Source organism: Microcystis sp. LE19-8.1F, from assembly GCF_027531715.1.
Classification (GTDB): domain Bacteria; phylum Cyanobacteriota; class Cyanobacteriia; order Cyanobacteriales; family Microcystaceae; genus Microcystis; species Microcystis wesenbergii_A.
In genome coordinates this window covers 1-17,596 of the sequence record NZ_JAPZSO010000082.1, presented here as the reverse complement: position 1 = coordinate 17,596, position 17,596 = coordinate 1, and the positions used below count along the sequence as shown (strand labels likewise).

16 protein-coding genes, 3 pseudogenes and 1 CRISPR repeat array are annotated in these 17,596 nt (G+C 42.6%); of the genes and pseudogenes, 13 read left to right on the top strand and 6 right to left on the bottom strand.

Going from position 1 to position 17,596, the window contains the following annotated elements; genetic code table 11:
* Positions 1-34: 34 nt before the first annotated feature.
* Positions 35-577: a CRISPR direct-repeat array (repeat unit 36 nt; unit sequence CTCTCTACTCGCTAGAGAAATTAATTGAATGGAAAC).
* Positions 578-887: 310 nt separating this feature from the next.
* The 7 genes and pseudogenes from O9334_RS08540 to O9334_RS08510 all read left to right on the top strand — a co-directional run bounded on the left by O9334_RS08540 (position 888) and on the right by O9334_RS08510 (position 6,402).
* Positions 888-1,601: a 2OG-Fe(II) oxygenase gene (locus O9334_RS08540; RefSeq protein WP_190380628.1), complete on the top strand. Its 714-nt coding sequence runs from the start codon at positions 888-890 to the stop codon at positions 1,599-1,601.
* A 724-nt stretch (positions 1,602-2,325) separates the two neighbouring features.
* Positions 2,326-2,673: pseudogene (locus O9334_RS08535) on the top strand (methyltransferase family protein); the annotation flags it as partial.
* Positions 2,674-2,811: 138 nt separating this feature from the next.
* Positions 2,812-3,483 (top strand): annotated as a pseudogene (locus O9334_RS08530) (methyltransferase); the annotation flags it as partial.
* Positions 3,484-3,951: 468 nt separating this feature from the next.
* Positions 3,952-4,119, top strand: coding sequence for a hypothetical protein (locus tag O9334_RS08525; RefSeq protein WP_287999831.1), 168 nt, complete (start codon positions 3,952-3,954; stop codon positions 4,117-4,119).
* Positions 4,120-4,194: 75 nt separating this feature from the next.
* Entirely contained in the window at positions 4,195-4,728 is a 534-nt protein-coding gene (locus O9334_RS08520) for a type IV pilin protein (RefSeq protein ID WP_287999830.1), read from the top strand.
* A gap of 150 nt (positions 4,729-4,878) precedes the next feature.
* Positions 4,879-5,385: a type IV pilin-like G/H family protein gene (locus O9334_RS08515; RefSeq protein ID WP_287999829.1), complete on the top strand. Its 507-nt coding sequence runs from the start codon at positions 4,879-4,881 to the stop codon at positions 5,383-5,385.
* 228 nt (positions 5,386-5,613) lie between these two features.
* On the top strand, positions 5,614-6,402 hold the full coding sequence (locus O9334_RS08510; protein WP_045359536.1) for a hypothetical protein: 789 nt from the start codon (positions 5,614-5,616) through the stop codon (positions 6,400-6,402).
* A 14-nt stretch (positions 6,403-6,416) separates the two neighbouring features.
* Here the strand turns inward: O9334_RS08510 and O9334_RS08505 are convergent, their stop codons facing one another.
* Both O9334_RS08505 and O9334_RS08500 read right to left on the bottom strand, forming a co-directional pair.
* Positions 6,417-6,866: a DUF29 domain-containing protein gene (locus tag O9334_RS08505; RefSeq protein WP_287999828.1), complete on the bottom strand. Its 450-nt coding sequence runs from the start codon at positions 6,864-6,866 to the stop codon at positions 6,417-6,419.
* Positions 6,867-7,100: 234 nt separating this feature from the next.
* A complete protein-coding gene (locus O9334_RS08500; RefSeq protein ID WP_287999827.1) occupies positions 7,101-7,547 on the bottom strand; it encodes a DUF29 domain-containing protein in 447 nt (148 codons plus the stop codon).
* Between the two features lie 267 nt (positions 7,548-7,814).
* On the opposite strand from O9334_RS08500, the gene O9334_RS08495 reads away from it, so the two are divergent.
* The 4 genes from O9334_RS08495 (at position 7,815) to O9334_RS08480 (ending at position 12,084) form a co-directional block, all read left to right on the top strand.
* Positions 7,815-8,423, top strand: coding sequence for an IS607 family transposase (locus O9334_RS08495; protein ID WP_287999826.1), 609 nt, complete (start codon positions 7,815-7,817; stop codon positions 8,421-8,423).
* Positions 8,401-9,573: an RNA-guided endonuclease InsQ/TnpB family protein gene (locus O9334_RS08490; RefSeq protein WP_287999825.1), complete on the top strand. Its 1,173-nt coding sequence runs from the start codon at positions 8,401-8,403 to the stop codon at positions 9,571-9,573. The genes O9334_RS08495 and O9334_RS08490 overlap by 23 nt, the downstream gene beginning before the upstream one ends.
* Positions 9,574-9,629: 56 nt before the next feature.
* Positions 9,630-10,565, top strand: coding sequence for an NAD-dependent epimerase/dehydratase family protein (locus tag O9334_RS08485; protein WP_287999834.1), 936 nt, complete (start codon positions 9,630-9,632; stop codon positions 10,563-10,565).
* Between the two features lie 145 nt (positions 10,566-10,710).
* Positions 10,711-12,084: an ankyrin repeat domain-containing protein gene (locus tag O9334_RS08480; RefSeq protein ID WP_045359545.1), complete on the top strand. Its 1,374-nt coding sequence runs from the start codon at positions 10,711-10,713 to the stop codon at positions 12,082-12,084.
* 164 nt (positions 12,085-12,248) lie between these two features.
* On the opposite strand, the gene O9334_RS08475 is transcribed toward O9334_RS08480, so the two are convergent.
* The 3 genes from O9334_RS08475 to O9334_RS08465 form a co-directional block, all read right to left on the bottom strand.
* The gene (locus tag O9334_RS08475) at positions 12,249-12,971 is read right to left on the bottom strand and encodes a Stp1/IreP family PP2C-type Ser/Thr phosphatase (protein WP_287999824.1); all 723 of its coding nucleotides are present in this window, start codon (positions 12,969-12,971) and stop codon (positions 12,249-12,251) included.
* Between the two features lie 44 nt (positions 12,972-13,015).
* Positions 13,016-14,704: an ABC1 kinase family protein gene (locus O9334_RS08470; RefSeq protein WP_152607008.1), complete on the bottom strand. Its 1,689-nt coding sequence runs from the start codon at positions 14,702-14,704 to the stop codon at positions 13,016-13,018.
* Positions 14,705-14,794: 90 nt separating this feature from the next.
* A complete protein-coding gene (locus O9334_RS08465; RefSeq protein WP_045359548.1) occupies positions 14,795-15,100 on the bottom strand; it encodes a DUF6825 family protein in 306 nt (101 codons plus the stop codon).
* 272 nt (positions 15,101-15,372) lie between these two features.
* Between O9334_RS08465 and O9334_RS08460 the strand changes: the two genes are divergently transcribed.
* The gene (locus O9334_RS08460; RefSeq protein WP_287999823.1) at positions 15,373-16,596 is read left to right on the top strand and encodes an ABC transporter substrate-binding protein; all 1,224 of its coding nucleotides are present in this window, start codon (positions 15,373-15,375) and stop codon (positions 16,594-16,596) included.
* 287 nt (positions 16,597-16,883) lie between these two features.
* Here O9334_RS08460 and O9334_RS08455 read toward each other — a convergent pair whose 3' ends face one another.
* Complete coding sequence (locus O9334_RS08455) at positions 16,884-17,087, bottom strand: Txe/YoeB family addiction module toxin (RefSeq protein ID WP_072024843.1); 204 nt, start codon at positions 17,085-17,087, stop codon at positions 16,884-16,886.
* Positions 17,088-17,306: 219 nt separating this feature from the next.
* Here O9334_RS08455 and O9334_RS08450 point away from each other — a divergent pair.
* A pseudogene (locus O9334_RS08450) lies at positions 17,307-17,436 on the top strand (ISNCY family transposase); the annotation flags it as partial.
* Between the last annotated feature and the right edge of the window lie 160 nt (positions 17,437-17,596).

Here is a 17,596-nt window from a genome sequence, read left to right as displayed (position 1 = left end):
ATAATGAACTCCTTCCGAATATCGAAACGGATAACTCTCTACTCGCTAGAGAAATTAATTGAATGGAAACTTTTCTGTGGTGTTCTGTAGGTTTCTCGATAATACTCTCTACTCGCTAGAGAAATTAATTGAATGGAAACTCGATAAAAGATTCAGGATGAAAATCACTTGTTTTGCTCTCTACTCGCTAGAGAAATTAATTGAATGGAAACAATTACACTTGCAGTTCCGCAAGCGTCAACATTCTCAACTCTCTACTCGCTAGAGAAATTAATTGAATGGAAACTAAATATTCTCGATTAATATCAGAAAGATTTAAAGGCCTCTCTACTCGCTAGAGAAATTAATTGAATGGAAACTTAACTCCTGTTACCGCTTTATATTGTTCCTGAGTTACTCTCTACTCGCTAGAGAAATTAATTGAATGGAAACAGTGCTGCAAATTCAGAAGAATCCAAAGAATTAACAACTCTCTACTCGCTAGAGAAATTAATTGAATGGAAACCCATACGGAACAAATTCATCAATTAATCCTGCTTTTCTCTCTACTCGCTAGAGAAATTAATTGAATGGAAACAATCTAATTGCTTTGGTTCTTTTCCGTAAATATGGGTAACTCTCTACTCGCACTTAGAAATTAATTGAATGGAAAATTATTGTAGGGCTAATTCATGAATTAGCCCTACAATTCAATTAAAGCCATTTTCCTATCTCTACTCGCGCTTAGAAATTAATTGAATGGAAACTGAAACCTTTGCCTCAGCGTGCATCTGCCTCCGGATACGGGCAAAGGTCTTGATGCAACGCAAACCTGTTATAATAATCAACCAGATGGGAGCCGTGACTGCGTGCGTAGATATCTAGGGCTTTGGGGTGGGAAAACTGGAATGACAACTGACTTTATCGAGATGTACGAAAATGCTTTACCCCCCCAATTGTGCGAAGAGATCAGGCATCGTTTCGAAGCCAGCGATCGCAAGTCAGATGGACGGATCGGTCATGGAGTCGACAAATCCAAGAAGAACAGCACCGACATCACCATCACAGGCCTCTCCGAGTGGAGCGATTTGCACAGTCAGATACTCGACAGCACACTGCGTCACCTGATGTTGTACATTCGCAAGTATCCATACTTGATCACCAGTGCGTTTGCATTAAGCTTGCAAGATCCGGCTACCGGACTGCTCAGACCCTTAACAGCTGCGGATGTTGGGGCGGCATCAGACCCGGAACTCGCCGAGTACCTATTCAGAATGTTTCGACCAGGAGCGATCAACGTTCAGAAATACGGGAAGAGTCTCGGTGGTTACTACTACTGGCATTCGGAAATCTATCCTTGTGACCCAGCTGCTGAGACGCTCCATCGCGTCCTTTTGTTTATGTTCTATCTGAACGATGTAGAGCGCGGTGGTGAGACGGAGTTCTTGTACCAAGAACGGAAGCTCAAGCCAACCTCTGGGACGATGGTGATCGCTCCCGCCGGTTTTACCCACACCCATCGCGGCAATGTGCCGGAGTCTCAAGACAAGTACATTCTGACCAGCTGGATATTGTTCAACCGCGCCGAGCAGATCTATCCTCGCCACCCCAATCCTGCGTGAGACGACGCAAGCCACACAAGGACAGGTAAGCTGTTGACTATCTAAATTATTCGTTAAGATTGCAGAGGAGCGGGGAGAGGCAGTTTGAGCATTTGTCCTAAAATTTCCAATAGGCAGTTTAAATTCAGTACAGCTTATAACGTTGTGTGGCTCACGCTTGTTGGCAATGCGATAATAAGGGACGAGACGAGCAAATGAATTGGGGCGGAAAATGGAAGGATAAAAAAGATTTGAGCGGAATGCCTGACAACGGACGGAGTGAACAGGCCACCGTCTGGTGATGGTAGCTCTCTACTCGCGCTTAGAAATTAATTGAATGGAAACATTTGTAGGGTTAATTCATGAATTAACCTCTCTACTCGCGCTTAGAAATTAATTGAATGGAAACCCGCTTTAAATTTTGGATTGAAATTTTGTATTTAAGTAGGTAGGCGTTAAAAATTATCAGACACCCCCCTTATCAAGGGGGGATTAAGGGGGGACTAAGGGGGGATCGGCACCCCCCTTATCAAGGGGGGCAGGGGGGATCGAACCTAAAATCCATTTTTAATTTAATTATAACCAGCTACTTATCTCTCTACTAGCGCTTAGAAATTAGCTGAATCTCCCCCAATCCCTTTCCTGTTGACTCTTGCAAAAGTGCCTCATCTCAACAGGCAATTTAAATGCGCGGGCAGCTTATTCTATATGGTAATGTTTAATTTTATTCGCGTAAAAGTTGCTTATGTCCTTACCTGAACTCCCTCTTCATCTTCAATTAACCCAAATGGTTTCCGGTTACTGGCTATCTCAGGCCATCTATGCTGCGGCTAAATTGAGTCTAGCCGAGCATTTAAGCAAAGGAGCGAAATCCTGTCAAGATTTGGCCTCCCTAACTGAGACTAATCCTGCTGCTTTATATCGACTGATGCGAGCATTAGCTAGTGTAGGAATTTTTCAAGAAACTGAATCTCAACAGTTTATACTAACTCCCTTAGCCGAACATTTATCTAGTGACCATCCCCGGTCAGTAAAAGCGACAGCAATTATGTTAGGAGAAGCCCCCCATTATCAAGCTTGGGGAAATGTGTTAAGCTGTTCGTAATTTAAATTGCTTGTTGAGACGAGGCAAGAGGCAAGAGGCAAAAGGCAACACCCCCCGACGTCGGGGGGCAAGGGGGGGGAGATTCGGCTAATCTAAGAATGAGCGGTTTAAATGCGTCTTAGCTTACATAGTATTAAAACAGGACAACCATCCTTTGATGATGTCTTTGGGATGGGGGTCTTTGAATATTTTCAAACCCATCCGCTAGATGCCGAGATTTTTGAACAGTCGATGAATAGTTTTTCTTTTTCGGAGGAGAAAGCTATTTTGGCTGTGTATGATTTCTCGGAATTTCAAACCCTAGTAGATGTAGGTGGGGGATACGGTGAGATGTTGGGGACAATCTTAGAGCAATATCCCCACCTCAAAGGAATTCTTTTTGATGAAGAATATGTAATTTCCCATTGTCAACCCACTTTAGAAAAACACGGCATTCTCCATCGTTGTCAAACCGTTGGGGGTAGTTTTTTTGAATCCGTACCGTCGGGAGGAGATGGCTATTTACTAAAACATATTATTCATGATTGGGATGATCGACGAGCGATTGCTATTTTGAAAAACTGTTGTCAAGCTTTAGATAGTAACGGTAAAGTTTTGGTCTTGGAAATGGTTGTTCCTTCGGGTAATAATCCTTCGGCGGCTAAAATGTTAGACCTGAATATGTTAGTTATGTTTCCAGGAGGTAAAGAAAGAACCGCAGAAGAATTTGAGGAATTGTTGAGCCAAGCGGGTTTAAAATTAAATCAAATTATTCCGACTCAAGAAGATATTTGTATTATTGAATGCCTTAAAAAATAAGTCAATGAGATCAGTCCCAGGTTGTAGGTTCCTTGCGCCTCTACAGGGTTCTTTCTACTCTTCTCGACTTTCTGTGATCATCAGCGCTTTGTCTCCTGCCAAGGTTCTACCTTGGCATGGGACAAGGGAGGGTTTTTCTCCCTTCCCTGATGGGTTACACAAGAGCTAGAATCTCTGGAAGTGCCTTGCAAGGGAGAGCCTGGCAACGAGGTAAGACTATACAGAAACGAGAAGAGCCAAGTTATCGTTGAAACTGCTAAGTATCTAAGCACAATTAATTACACATCTAAGCCACTACTCCGTCAGACTTCTGATGTGAGGAAACAGTGAACTGAAAACTCAAATCCGATCCCTAATAGCTGTCTCCCGTCTCCCGTCTCCCGTCTCCCGTCTCCCGTCTCCCGTCTCCGTTCGGACCTCGGCGTGAGCTTTTGTCGAACGCAAAAGCTCACGGCCGAAGCCCAAATCGTGAGGTTTGGGAATCGCCGTCCGTTTTACGGCGGCGAGGATGTCAACGCTTTGGTGGTCGCTGTCTTGGGAGGTGCTGCTAAACTTTTTGGTTTTTTCCCTAATCCCTGGAAGTGGCTCCTAGAAACGGCCCCCCAACTCCCCAAAAAAAATTTTTGCCAAGGGTGATAGGTTTCCTGAAACAGGTGGGTAAGTTGTTTGTAGGAAAGAAAAATCACACCTACCCACCACAAGGATATACCTATGAACTCTACTTTTAAATTCAAACTCATCCAAGCTCTCAACAAAAAGAACGGTAACAAAGGTTTCACCCTCATCGAACTTCTAGTTGTCGTTATCATCATCGGTGTACTCGCCGCTATCGCTCTCCCCAACCTCCTCGGTCAGGTAGCCAAAGGCAGACAAGCGGAAGCTCGCAACAACTTAGGTACCGTTAACCGCGCTCAACAAGCTTACCGCTTAGAGAATGGTCTTTTTGGAACCTTCTCGACAAACACAAGTACCAACCAACTTCCTGTAGCTATACAACCTCAATACTACGTTTACAATGATAGCACAAGTGTGAGTGCTACTGGTGCTCAGACCAATGCGGATGCAAACCCTACTTATGATAATGATATTCGCGACTACTCTTCTTCTGTTGCTCAAACCGCAGAAGGTGAGTTTTCTGCAATCATTTGCGAGGCAACTAACCCCACTACTACAGGTGTTTCCGCTACTGCTAATCCTACTCAGGCCGACGGTGGCTCCTGCACCAACGGTAAAGTTGTTAAGTAGATATTCTTCCCAGATTGCTTAGAAGCTTTCTGGCACAATAACCGAAATTTGATACTTAGCGGAAGGTGGAAGGTAAAATTTTCACTTCTTCCGCTTGTTTTTTTTTGTTTAATTAACCAGTCTAAAATTACTTCAATTTCCTTCCCTGCCATGAAAAATTATCTTGTTCTCTTGCTGAAATTAAATAGAAAAAATATGCAGGGTTTTACTTTAATAGAATTATTGGTTGTTATTATCATCTTAGGAATTCTCGCTGCCATTGCCATACCATCACTATTAGGACAAATCGCCAAAGGTAAGCAAGCAGAAGCTCGCTCAGTCCTGGGAGCAATTAATCGCGCCCAACAGGCCTATCGCTACGAAAATGTCACTTTTACCACTTTGAATCAATTACCTATTGCGATTAACGATGCTAAATTTTATACTTTTGTCGATAATTCTAGCGTTACTCCCGATGCTTTTGGAGCCGCCTATCAAGCGAATGCTGTGACTCAATTTGCTGACGAGATTAAAAATTATGCAGGGGCAGCCGGACAAACGGCAGCGGGGGCCTATACTGGGATTATTTGTGAGGATGAAACTCCTTTAGAAGATAATGTTTCTACCAGTAATTCCGCCGGCGAGCTTGATTGTGTTGATGGCATTAGAATTAATTAAAATAACCAAAAAATCTTTGATTTTTGTTGATAAGTAAATGGTTATAATTATGAAGGTCGTGTTTTGTAGCTTGATTCATGGTAGGTTGATTCATCGTAGGGTTAATTCATCGTAGGGTTAATTCATCGTAGGGTTAATTCATCGTAGGGTTAATTCATGAATTAACCGCGATGGTAGGGTTAATTCATGAATTAACCCTACACTGATTATTGACTTTTAGTTAAATCTATGCTAGGCGCAAAAAAATCTCTCAATCTATCTCTAATCAAAACTCTTGGTTTAGTCGCCATTATCGGTGGGCTAATCATGGCTGTTGTGGAAATGCAACAGGAAAAGGTGAAAACCTTGACTAAAGAAAAATTATTAGAGAGGAATTATAGTCAAGAATCTCGCCTAGAAAATGCTCAGGTTGAGTTATTAAAAAATATGCCTTCCTTTGGCTTTGGCAATATGTTAGCTAATTGGGCAATGTTGCAGTTTATACAATACTATGGCGATGTGGATGCTCGTAGGGAAACTGGTTACGGTTTAAGTCCCGATTTTATGGAGATTGTCACCAAAAATGACCCGAAATTTGTCCGCGCTTATTTGATGATGTCCGTGGCTTCTTCCGTGAATGCTGGCAAACCCGAAAGAACCATCGAGATTATGAATAAAGGTTTATCAAAACTCACTCCTGATGTCACCGATGCCTATTTTCTTTGGTTATATAAAGGAGTGGATGAACTATTATTTTTAGGGGATATTCCTGCGGCGAAAAACTCGAATCAAATGGCCGCTGATTGGGCGAAAATTGCTGGTAATGAATTTATCGAAAAATCCGCTAGGGGAACAGTAAAATTTTTAGAAACTAATCCCGATAGTCGCGCCCCCAGAGTCGGCGCTTGGATGTTAGTCTGGCTAAATAGCAAAGAAGAAGAAACCCGCAGGTTAGCTAAGGAAAATATCGAAAAATTGGGCGGTAAATTGGTTGTGGTTAATGATAATCAAGTGATGGCAATTCCCCCCAAGGATTAGGAACTGGCATATTTTTACTCCTGCCAAAACTTATGATTTAATAAACCATCAATATCCTCAGCAAAGGGACAAACATCGGGAAAATCAGAGTCTGGATAATCCTCTTTCACCGCTTCTAAAGCTTCTCGATAACATTCTTCTAAAATCTCTATCATAAACCTTTTCAAACTAGGAGAATACTTAAATTCCTTCTTCAACTCCTTGCGAAAATTTCTAATTTCAATTTCCCACCCCCGATAACAATCGGGAAGAACCACATAACAACGTTTTAATAAATGTTCTAATAAACGAGTTAAAAAATTATCGACCGCTTTGCGTTGACTTTTACCCAAAGATTCCACCTCCTCGATCAAATTCTCTAAATCAACCCGGGATAAATCCCCAGATTTTAATTGTTTGACCGTTTCCTCTATCCACAAAGCAAAATCTTGATCATAGAGAGTTTTTACCTTTGCTAAAGTCATAATTTTGACCTCCTCTGTTGACTAATTACCTTCATTTTACCGAAACTTCGCCAATTCAGACTAAATCCGGTTATCAAAGACTGATTATTTATTCCCCTTTTTGCATGAGTGCATGAGTAGAAAAAGGGTTTCTCCGAGAAACCCGTTTTCTGTGCGTTACTCAACGGATTTAGTATGATTACCTATTCTCCCTATCCCAAGAGTGCCTCTCCTCAACGGATTTAGTATCAAAGTTTAACTTTCCCAAAACTTATGATTTAATAAACCATCAATATCCTTAGTAAAGGGACAAACATCGGGAAAATTAGCATCATATTCAATTCGCATATTTTCCACCGCTTCCTGATAACAATCATTGCAAATATCGGTTAAAAAACTGCATAAGCTAGGAGAATCTTTAAGAATATCTTTTAACTTAAATTGACAGCGTTTAATTGTTACTTCCCAACCTCGATAACATTCGGACAAAGGAAGATAACGCCGTTTTAAAGCGTGTTCAAATAATGTAATTAAACGGTTTTTTAGTTCTCTTTTGTCTCGTCTTCCCAAAGATTCTACCTCCTCGATCAAATTCTCTAAATCAACCTGAGATAAATCCCCAGATTTTAATTGCTTAACCGTTTTCTCTATCCACAAAGCAAAATCTCGATCATAAAGATTTTTCACCTTGGCTAAAGTCATAATTTTGACCTCCTCTGTTGACTAATTGCCTTCATTTTACCGAAACTTCGCCAATTCATACTAAATCCGGTTATCAAAGACTGATTATTTATTCTCCCTATCCCAAGAGTGCCTCTCCTCAACCGATTTAGTGTTATAGTTAAGGGATGCCCCCAAAACCCAACAACTAACAAGCCACAAACTGCACCGATCGAGGGTTAATCACAGAAACCAAAAACCTAACTAATACTATCCAAAATTACTCATGACTTATGCTATAATAGTCCTATGAGTAAGTTGACCAGATCAGAAGCGGCTAAATTAAAAGGTGTAAGCGTATCGACATTAAGACGTTGGGAGTCTGAAGGTAAACTAATACCAGAAAGAACTGCTAACGGGCATCGACGTTATACCGTCTCTCAGTTGCTTGGAGTAAAAGAGAATCTTTCCTATACTGTTGGCTATTGTCGCGTTTCTAGTCATGATCAAAAGAAAGATTTAGAACGTCAAAAAGAAGTTGTCGAATTGTTTTGCGCTCAAAACGGTTGGCAAGTTGAAATTATAGACGACTTAGGTTCAGGACTTAACTACAACAAAAAAGGATTAAAGCGATTAATTCGGTTGATTGTTGATAGTAAAGTAGAGAGATTGCTCTTAACTCATAAGGATAGATTACTTAGATTTGGTAGTGAACTAATCTTTAGTCTGTGTGAGCAATTCGGAACTGAAGTTGTCATTATCAATCGAACTGAAGACAGTACATTTGAGGAGGATTTAGCGCAAGATGTCTTAGAAATTATTACGGTATTTTCCGCTAGATTGTATGGCTCTAGAAGCCATAAAAATAGAAAAATCGTAGAGGAGTTAAGAGACGTTGCTACTAGGATTCAAGACTGAGTTAAAACTAAATAATCAACAACGCTCATTATTAGCCCAACACGCAGGAACCGCACGTCATGCTTGGAATTGGGGTTTGGCTTTAACCAAGCAAATTTTAGACCATAATCAAGCTAACCCTGATGAAAAAATCAAGTTTCCTACGGCTATTGACCTTCACAAATGGTTGGTAGCATTGGTAAAATCAGAGCATGATTGGTATTACCAAGTGTCTAAATGCGCTCCCCAATGGGCGTTAAGAGCTTTATCCGATGCTTGGAAAAGATGCTTCAAGAAGATAGCTAAACCACCAAATTTCAAGAAGAAAGGTAAACAGGATAGTTTCACTTTAGATGGGAACATTAAAATTGCCCATCAAAAGATAAAAGTTCCTGTGATTGGTTGGTTAAAAACTTACGAGCGGCTACCTGATGGATACCAGCCAAAATCTGTTACTATTAGTAAAAAAGCTAATAGGTGGTTTATTAGTTTTAAGATGGAAGTTGAACAGCAAACAACCAATAAAACTCATGATGTAGTTGGTTGTGATCTGGGAATTAAATCTTTGGCTACTTTATCGACAGGTGAAACGTTTGAAGGCTCTAAAAGTTATCGTAAATACGAAAAACAATTAGCCAGACTTCAATACTTGAACCGACATAAGGTAAAAGGTTCAAATAATTGGAACAAAGCCCAACGGCAAATAGCTAAACTTCATTTTAAAATAGCTAATATCCGTAAAGATACGTTACATAAACTCACCACTTATTTAGCCAAGAACCACGGACAGATAGTAATTGAGGATTTAAATGTGTCTGGGATGATGGCTAATCACCAATTAGCTAAAGCCTTTCAGGATATGGGTTTTTACGAGTTCCGAAGACAACTTGATTATAAAACTCAGTTGTATGGTTCGGAATTAATCATAGCCGATAGGTGGTTTCCTAGCAGTAAAACCTGTTCCAATTGTGGGTACAAAAAAGAGTCTCTATCTTTAACTGAAAGAGTTTTTGAGTGTGAGCAATGCCATGTAGTTTGCGGTCGAGACTTGAACGCTAGTCTAAATCTAGCTTCTTTGGCGGTGAGTTCCACCGTGTCAGCTTGTAGAGTAGATAGTGCCGACACTACTACAGTGAAGCAGGAAGTTAACGTCAAATTTGCTCATGAGTAGATTTGAGTAAGTTTAACAGAACGGATAATATAACCTTGATATTGACAATGGCGACTATGAAAATTTTAATTATGGGTGGAACCCGATTTATCGGTGTTTCTTTGACTAAAGTGTTAGTAGAACAGGGTCATGAGGTAGTATTATTCAATCGTGGCAATAAACCCGCCCCGGTTGCTGGAGTACGACAGATACAAGGCGATCGCACTGACCCAGAGCAACTGCAAGAAAAGCTGAAAAATGAGAGTTTTGAGGCAATTTTCGATAATAATGGCAGAGAATTAAGGGATACTCAGCCCCTTGTCGAAATTTTTAAGGACAGAATCGGGCATTTTATCTATGTTAGCTCGGCGGGGGTTTATTTAAAATCCGACCAAATGCCCCATAAAGAAGGGGATAAACTAGATCCCAAAAGTCGCCACAAGGGAAAACACGAGACAGAAAACTATTTAAGCGAGATGGGTTTACCCTGGACTTCCATCCGTCCGGTTTATATCTACGGACCGGGCAACTATAATGACCTAGAAGCTTGGTTTTTTGACCGTTTGGTTCGTAATCGTCCTATTCCTATACCCGGTCATGGGGAACATTTTACCCAATTTGGTCACGTTGTCGATCTAGCTAAGTCCATGGCGGCAGTACTGGGTAATTCTCAGACTATTGGTCAAGTGTATAATATTTCAGGCGATCGCTATGTAACTTTTAACGGTTTAGCGAAAGCTTGCGCGGCAGCGATGGGAAAAAATGCCGATGAAATCGAGATTGTTAACTATAACCCCAAAAAATTTGACTTCGGCAAAAAGAAACCTTTCCCCCTGCGGGTTCAACATTTTTACGCTGATATCAATAAAGCCATCCGTGAGTTAAACTGGCAGCCCGAATATGATCTGGTCAGTGGTTTAACAGACTCCTTCCAGAATGATTATCTCGCTTCTGGTCGCGATCAGCAAGAAATAGACTTGGCGATCGATGACCAGATCTTGGCAGACCAATAAAATTAATTTTCCGGCGGGGAAGTGGCCCGTGGCAAGTGGGCAATGGGATTAAATTTAGCGAACGGGGTGGTAGTTTTAAAGTCCGTTTACCTGTCTAAAAAGATCGATAATAGAAAAAATACCTTCTGCCGAGCGGTCACTGTTAATGGCTTCTAATTGGGATATCTTGTTAATGCAAGCGGCGCGTCAGGGCAATCTGGCGCGAGTTCAAGCTTTACTAAGTCAGGGGGCAAATGTCAACGCCACTGATGCCCAAAATACTACGGCTTTAATCTATGCCGTGCAGGGGGGGCATGGGGAAATTGTGGCGATTTTGCGGGAATTTGGGGCTGATATCAACAAAAGTAAACAACCCCAAGGTTTAAGCCCCCTTATGTTAGCGGCGGCCCTCAATCACGGTGAAATCCTCGCTCAATTAATCGCCGCCGGTGCTAATATCAATCAGGTCAATCAAGATGGTACACCAGCACTAATGATCGCCATTTATAAGGGTCATATAGCGATCGCAGAACAGTTATTAATCGCCGGCGCTCGGGTCAATATGCGCGATCGGGATGGAGATACGGCTTTATCTGTAGCTATTAGCCAAAATTACGCCGCAATTGTCCGTTTACTGCTCAACAGTGGTGTAGATGAAGAAATCCGTCAAGAAGCTTGGTTACAGGCTCTCGTCGCCAATCGCCCGGAAATCCTCGAATTGTTTATTAACCGTGGTATGCCCCTCGATTCTCCCACTTTATCTGGGGAAACTCCCCTAATTTTGGCTGTAGAGAGGGGAAATCTCGGCAGCGTACAAACTTTACTGCAAGCGGGAGCCAATCCGAATATTAGCACGGAGGAGGGAGAAACTGCCCTGATGATCGCCGCTGCTGAGGGATATTTCCATATTGTCCGACTTTTACTCGCTCAGGGGGCTAGTATTGACAATCAAAATCAGGCCGGAGAAACGGCCCTGCATCTAGCGACGATCGAAGGACATTTAGAGATCGTCCGGGCCTTACTACAAGCCGGCGCTTTTGTCAATCACCGTAACCATTTTGGTGATACACCCTTGCTCATCGCCACGATGCAAGGATACGAAGCGATCGTTTTAGAATTGTTAAAACAGGGGGCGGATCCTAACCTAACTCAGCAGGGAGAAACACCATTAACTTTAGCTCTACAGGGCAAATTTACGGAAATCTGCCGTTATCTCCTCGACTACGGGGCCAATCCCAACGCCGTTTATCCCGATGGCCAAACCGTCCTTATGAAAGCTTGTGAGGGCAATAATAGTCAATTGGTGCGCCGGTTAATCGATATCGGTGCTGATGTCAATAAACTCGATTTTAGCGGCGCTTCCGCTTTAATGTCGGCCAGTTATCACGGTTGTCTCGACACGGTTAAAGTTTTGTTAGACCGGGGAAAAGTGAACTTAAATCAGAAAAATCCCGGGGGAATGACTGCTTTAATGTTAGCTAAGTTTAATCACCATCAGGCGATCGTTTCTTTATTACAACAAGCAGGAGCGATCGAGTAATACTAAATCCGTTGAGTAACACACAGAAAACGGGTTTCTCCGAGAAACCCGTTTTCTCTCCGAGAAACCCGTTTTCTCGGCAGGAGATTATTTTTATTTATTCTTCCCATCACCCCACTTCCCCACTTCCCCACGAGAAACTTTTTGCCGCAACCCCTAGATAGTCAACAGCTTACCATGACCACAGTGATATTATCGGAACCGCCGGCTTTTTTGGCCGCTGCCACTAAATTCTCGACAATTTCCTGACAATCAGCACCGGTTTGCAAATAATCGCTAATTTCCTCGTCGGAAACTTCTTCCGTCAAACCATCACTACAGAGAATTAAACTATCGCCGGATTGCACATCGAGGGGAGATACCGTCGCTGGGGGCAAATTGCGACGACCAAGACATTGAAATAAAACGTGCCGCCAAGGGTGGTTTTTCGCTTCTTGTTCGGACATATCGCCCATTCTCATCGCCCTAGCTACCCAAGTATGATCTTCCGTCACCTGTTCTAATTTTTGCTCACGAAAGCGATAGAGACGGGAATCACCAATATGGGTGTACCAAGGTCCATCATCTCGGAAGATAGCCATGACTAGGGTTGTCCCCATGTCCTGTCTTTCAGGATTTTTCAGCTGATCTTCAATAATCTTCTCGTTAGCGGCAGTAATTGCCTCCTGCAGCAATTCCCCGGCAGCCAGGTCAGAATTCCAGTGTTCTTCTAGATGAGCTTGGATAGTTTTAGTGGCGATTTGACTAGCTTCCTCGCCCCCCGCATGACCCCCCATACCATCAGCAACGATAAAAAAGCGGCGATCGGGGTCGATATAATAACTATCCTGATTAACCGATCGCACTACACCAGGATCGGTCATTCCCCCAAAAGAAAGATTGTTCATCGAAATTTCTGCTGCTAACACAATATTTATTATCCTGCGATCAATTACATCATACGATCCTGACGTTCAATTTTTCGCCAAAGTCTCAAGAGGGCTATCCCCGGCAGCAGCGAAATCGCCATCGGTACTAAAGTTAACCAACCAAAACCATTGACAAATAGAAGAGTCGCTGAGATAAGCAAAGCACTGATCAGTAAAGTATAGTTGGTTCCCATTTGAATCATACCCAATCGCCGCAAAAGTCGATCGGATTCGCTGGAACGTACCCGGACGCGGATATCACCCCGTTCTAATTTTTCGATCGTATCATCGATGCGTCGGGGTAAACTCAGGGCGGTGCTGCTCACTTGGGCCGCTTGTCGTCCTAACTCATCGAGGATATTACTGCCATTATTTCCTGTCATATCATTTACTAATTGCAGGGCAAAAGGTTGGGCCACTTCCATAAAGTTAAATTCAGGATCGAGTCCTTTGCCTACCCCTTCCAGGGTAGAAAATGCTCGCATGACGAAGGTAAAGGTAGCAGGAAAGCGAAAAGGCTGATCGTAGGCGATTTCATAGAGATCATCGCTGATAGCGGCCACGGATTGCTCCTCAAAGGGTTTATCCATGAAGTTATCGAGCATATACTGGATCGATCGCCGCACTGCTCCCATATCACCATTAGCAGTTAATGCTCCTAAATCGACCAGAGAAGTGACCACGCGATCGGCATCTTTTTGGGCAATTCCCAAGAGAGTCTGCATTAATTTTTCGCGCACATTGGTTTTAATTTGTCCCATCATGCCGAAATCGTAGAAAATTAAGGAGCCATCACTATCAACGGCGATATTGCCAGGGTGAGGATCCGCGTGAAAAAAGCCGTTATTGAGCAGTTGAATTAGATAGGCTTTTGCCCCCAGTTTAGCCAACAATTTGCGATCGAGTCCAGCCGCTTCTAGGGCCTCATAATGACTGATTTTGATGCCAGGGAGGTATTCTAGGGTTAAAACCCGGGGAGAGGTGTAGCGCCAATAGACTTTTGGCACTTTCACCCAATCTTCCCCGCGAAAATTACGGCGAAAAGTGTCAGCGTTACGACCTTCGTTAAGATAATCGGTTTCTTCCCAGAGAATTTTACAGCATTCTTCATAAATACCCGTCCAATCGCGACCTTTACCCCATTTGGGATGATTTTGGAAGTATTGGGCGATTTTTTTCAGGATAGCCAGATCGATACTAAATAATTTTTTCAATCCGGGCCGTTGGACTTTGACCACCACATCTTCCCCGCTGTTCAGTTGGGCCCGGTGAACTTGCCCTAAACTAGCGGCTGCTAGGGGGATAGGATCGAAGCTTTTAAAGAGTTTATTGAGGGGTTTACCGAGGGATACCTCGATAATTTTGCTGGCCTGTTCGTAGGTAAATGCGGGAACCTGATCCTGTAGTTTCGAGAGTTCTTCCACATATTCCAGGGGAAAAAGATCGGCGCGGGTGGAGAACAGTTGACCGACTTTAATAAAAGTCGGTCCCAATTCTAGCATGGTTTCCCGAATCCAAGCGGCCTGTTTTCTCCGTCTGCCGGCGAGTTTTTCTTGGCTATAGCCACCGTTATAGCTCCATTTTTTACCGTTGAGCCAGAATTGATAAAGTACAGTCAGAACGAATCGCCAAATATCTAGACGACGACGATTGATGGAATAGCTTTCTCGATTCCAACGATAGCTATTTTTGGCGACTTGGAGGGCCGGCATTGCTGGGTTTAACTCTGGGGTAACGGGGACAGGGAGAAGGGCTGACACGCAATTTTTGGGGCTTTAAAGCGACTAAAAGGGGGTTTTGGGTTAATTACGATGGTTTTTTAGTTCCGAGCGCAATTGGGCGATTTCGGCGCGCATTTCGTCGATGTTTTCCTGCACATCGGCACTGGAGGAACCACTGGACTCTGTACCAGTATATACTCCCTTTTCCATGGCTCGATCGGCTCTCATTTGCACTTCTTCGACGAATTGCCGCAGGTTTTCCCGTTGTTCGGCATCAAATTTGCCTAATTCGCTTAAAGCGTTGGTAAACGCATCTTCTAGCTGTTCACTGACCACTTCAGCGATCGCTCGTCCGAGGAAAAAGGCGTGAATAACGGGGTTAGTCATAATCTTAAATGGATGTTTTCGCTTCGGGGTTTGTGGACGGGAAAGGCGATAATAGATTCCCTAACTACTAGGTTAGGCGACAGAACCAGAAAAGGCAAATCGTTTTTCTGAAAACGGAGGTGAGACGGGGGGGTTAATCAACAAAATTAGGGGAAATAAAGGGTGCTAAGGGAGCAGAATCCGGTCCGATTGCGTCGAGAATTATCGCTGAAATCAACCCGATTAGCGAAATAATAGTGTCATCAACAATATCATCCTCCTGGAGAGTTAAGATGCTCAGAAAACGTTTATTAATCCCCTTAATACTATCCCTAGTCACTTTTGGTTTAGTGGTGGCCTGTAATTCCAGCACTCCCACCAGTCAAACTAACCCCAGTCCCGCAGAAAACGCCGCCACTGCTGCTATTCCCATCGGTGCCGCTTTAGCTCAAACCAGCAATCTCGCCCTATTGGGACAGGAACAGGTGATCGGTGTCAAGATGGCTGAAACATATTTTAATAAAAAGGGCGGAGTCAATGGAACACCGATTAAAGTTATTATCCAGGATGTGGCCGGGGATGAACCGGGAGCGATCAACGCCATTAATACCCTAATCACTCAAGATAAGGTGGTGGGTATTCTTGGTCCCTCCCTTTCCCAGCAAGCTTTTGCCGCTAGTCCGATCGCCGATCGAGCCAAAGTTCCCATTCTCGGCCCGTCTAACACGGCTAAAGGTATCCCCCAGATCGGTGAATATGTGGGTAGGGTGTCCGCTCCTGTGGCTGTGGTCGCTCCCAATGCGGTTAAAACCGCTTTAAAAATCGATCCCAAGATTAAAAAAGTGGCTGTCTTTTTTGCCCAAAATGATGCTTTTAGTAAATCGGAAACGGAAACTTTTCAAGAAACCCTGAAGAGTTTAAATCTTGATATTGTCACCGTGCAGAAATTCCAAACCACCGATACAGATTTTCAAAACCAAGCCACCGCCGCTATTAATATTAAACCGGATTTAGTGGTTATTTCTGGTTTGGTTGCTGACGGGGGCAATTTGGTCAAACAGTTGCGACAATTAGGCTATCAAGGGTTAATTATTGGGGGCAACGGTTTAAATACTTCTAATATTTTCCCGGTTTGTCAAGCTCAATGTGATGGTATTCTCATTGCTCAAGCTTATAACCCGGAATTAGATAATCCTATTAATCGGGATTTTGTCGCCGATTATACAGCAGAAAATAAAAAAGCACCGCCCCAATTTACCGCTCAAGCTTTTACGGGAATTCAAGTTTTTGTCGAGGCCTTAAAACGGGTAGATGATAAAAATAAACTCAGTACACTTTCCCTCGAACAAATTCGCCAACAATTAAATCAGGAAATTTTAGCGGGTAAGTATGTCACTGTCTTGGGAGATATTGCTTTTACTCCCGAAGGAGAAATCATTCAGGATAAATTCTCCGTGGCACAAATTAAAATGGATGCCGATGGTAAAAATGGTAAATTTACTTTTGTGAAAAATTAATAAGTAAAGGGTTCTTCTCATTTCTACCTCGTTGCAAGGATCTCCCTTGCAACGCACTTCCAGAGGTTCTAGCTTTTGTGTAATACTAAATCCTGTTTAAAGTATTCAAGACTGTTAAAGTCGAGTCCAAAATCAACATAATCCTGTTCTGACTTGCAATGTTCTATTCAATTAATTTCTCATAAAAGAAAAATGTAGGTTGGTTTTCACTTTCTTCGGAAATTCTTCCTAAGTTTTCGTGTACCCTAATTCTTGCTCTCAGCTAGTTCGGGAATTTCTGGCGATTATTAGTAGTGAAATTTACAGGAAACAATAACAATTTCTTGATCAGACACGCTATCAACTAGGCGATGTTCTTTTCTAATGCGTCGTGACCATAATCCTGATAGTTCATGTTTTAATGCTTCTGGTTTTCCTAATCCAGAAAAAGGCTCTCTTTGAACATCTTTAATAAGGCTGACAATTTTAGCGTAAACTTTTTTGTCTGCGATCGCTCATTGGTTAAACTCATCAAAACTTCGGGTTAGAAAGGCGACTTTCCTCATAAGTTAGCAGCATCTACATAAATATAACTATCAGGATTTTTCAGAGATTGGTAATGATTTGGTAGTAGTGGCGTAGCCCTCTTGCTTATCCGGTATGAAGTGTGTCAAATATTTATTAATAAAAATAATTGGAACCCGATCAGTCTTTATACCTCTAGCTTGCTCATGACTTTTCTGATAAATATCTTTTTGTGGCTCCTGTCTGGCTTACTCAAATATCAGTCTAGCACCGAACAAAATCACCCCTCTAGTCCGACTCTATTCCCCTGTCCGGTGTTGTGGTTCTCACCATAGTAAGCTGCCCGCGCATTTAAATTGCTTGTTGAGACGAGGCAAGAGGCACTCTTGCAAGAGGCAACAGTAAAGGGATTGGGGGAGATTCGGCTAATCTTAAGAATAAGCGCTTTAAATGCGTCTTAGCGTATCAAGAATGGTTCTATTCATAATGGAAAACC

Bases quoted from the DNA above. Each gene is read 5' to 3' on its own strand.
- O9334_RS08495 (WP_287999826.1), top strand. From the start codon at position 7,815: ATGAGTAAGTTGACCAGATCAGAAGCGGCTAAATTAAAAGGTGTAAGC.
- O9334_RS08465 (WP_045359548.1), bottom strand. From the start codon at position 15,100: ATGACTAACCCCGTTATTCACGCCTTTTTCCTCGGACGAGCGATCGCT.
- O9334_RS08500 (WP_287999827.1), bottom strand. From the start codon at position 7,547: ATGACTTTAGCCAAGGTGAAAAATCTTTATGATCGAGATTTTGCTTTG.
- O9334_RS08520 (WP_287999830.1), top strand. From the start codon at position 4,195: ATGAACTCTACTTTTAAATTCAAACTCATCCAAGCTCTCAACAAAAAG.
- O9334_RS08480 (WP_045359545.1), top strand. From the start codon at position 10,711: ATGGCTTCTAATTGGGATATCTTGTTAATGCAAGCGGCGCGTCAGGGC.
- O9334_RS08540 (WP_190380628.1), top strand. From the start codon at position 888: ATGACAACTGACTTTATCGAGATGTACGAAAATGCTTTACCCCCCCAA.
- O9334_RS08475 (WP_287999824.1), bottom strand. From the start codon at position 12,971: ATGAACAATCTTTCTTTTGGGGGAATGACCGATCCTGGTGTAGTGCGA.
- O9334_RS08505 (WP_287999828.1), bottom strand. From the start codon at position 6,866: ATGACTTTAGCAAAGGTAAAAACTCTCTATGATCAAGATTTTGCTTTG.
- O9334_RS08515 (WP_287999829.1), top strand. From the start codon at position 4,879: ATGAAAAATTATCTTGTTCTCTTGCTGAAATTAAATAGAAAAAATATG.
- O9334_RS08510 (WP_045359536.1), top strand. From the start codon at position 5,614: ATGCTAGGCGCAAAAAAATCTCTCAATCTATCTCTAATCAAAACTCTT.
- O9334_RS08470 (WP_152607008.1), bottom strand. From the start codon at position 14,704: ATGCCGGCCCTCCAAGTCGCCAAAAATAGCTATCGTTGGAATCGAGAA.
- O9334_RS08460 (WP_287999823.1), top strand. From the start codon at position 15,373: ATGCTCAGAAAACGTTTATTAATCCCCTTAATACTATCCCTAGTCACT.
- O9334_RS08485 (WP_287999834.1), top strand. From the start codon at position 9,630: ATGAAAATTTTAATTATGGGTGGAACCCGATTTATCGGTGTTTCTTTG.